We start from the raw sequence: 1,120 nt of genomic DNA on the forward strand, positions 1-1,120 counted from the left end.
GTTAAAACTACATTGCTGACCGATGAGGGTGAGCTAGTCTCTCTCTCGAATCGGATTCTCCTGGAGCAGCATGTGAGTAGCCGCTAACCCGGCAAACCCTGCTAACGTATGCCGCCGCAAAATGTCCTGAAAAGGCCGCGGCGGACATTGACCTGACTGTCGGCCCGACTTGTTTTGAATAAAGCTCAATCGCTCTCCACGCGCTACGACCCCCGCGAGCTCTCTGATGAGGAGTTGGTCGCGCGCTCGCATACCGAGCTGTTTCACGTAACGCGCGCCTATGAAGAATTGATGCGGCGTTACCAGCGAACATTATTTAACGTCTGTGCCAGATACCTTGGGAACGATCGCGACGCAGACGATGTCTGTCAGGAAGTGATGCTGAAGGTGTTGTATGGTTTGAAGAACTTTGAAGGGAAATCGAAGTTCAAGACGTGGCTATACAGCATCACGTACAACGAATGCATCACACAGTATCGAAAGGAACGGCGAAAGCGTCGCTTGATGGACGCTTTGAGTCTGGACCCCCTCGAGGAAGCATCTGATGAGAAGATGCCGAAACCTGAGGATAAGGGTGGACTTGATCGCTGGCTTGTGTATGTAAATCCGATTGACCGTGAAATTTTGGTGCTACGATTTGTCGCAGAGCTGGAATTTCAGGAGATCGCGGATATTATGCATATGGGATTGAGTGCAACAAAAATGCGGTACAAACGCGCTCTCGATAAATTGCGTGAGAAATTTGCAGGCAGTGCTGAAACTTAGTTCAGCGCAAATATCTCTTACGTGTAGGCTAGTTCTGATAGACTAGCCGCCGAGTTGTCCCCCGGTTTGAGGGACTGCTTTACAATCACCAGATGGGGATTTAACGGATGAAACTGAAAAACACCTTGGGCTTGGCCATTGGTACTCTTATTGCCGCTACTTCTTTCGGCGTTCTGGCACAAGGCCAAGGCGCTTTTGAAGGCGAGCTTAACTACGGGAAAAAGTACAACGACAGCGTTGACAACGTTCAAGATGGTTACACTCCTGGCGCCTCCATCGGTTACTTCTTGACCGACGATACATCGTTGAACTTCACCTACAACGCTGAAGACTACACTCGTTCGGAAAACAACAC

The 1,120-nt window shown here is 49.8% G+C and carries 2 protein-coding genes and 1 pseudogene; all 3 read left to right on the top strand.

Features of this window, described 5'->3' with window-relative positions; translation table 11 throughout:
- Positions 1-87 (top strand): annotated as a pseudogene (locus AC1DRJ_RS28940) (mechanosensitive ion channel family protein); the annotation flags it as partial.
- A gap of 87 nt (positions 88-174) precedes the next feature.
- Positions 175-765 (top strand): RNA polymerase sigma factor SigX, encoded by a 591-nt coding sequence (sigX, locus tag AC1DRJ_RS28945; RefSeq protein WP_477805146.1) that lies wholly within the window; start codon positions 175-177, stop codon positions 763-765.
- 107 nt (positions 766-872) lie between these two features.
- A partial coding sequence (locus AC1DRJ_RS28950) for an OmpA family protein (protein ID WP_477805147.1) occupies positions 873-1,120 on the top strand: 248 nt, incomplete at its 3' end.

This window comes from Pseudomonas sp. P5_B2, assembly GCF_056400445.1.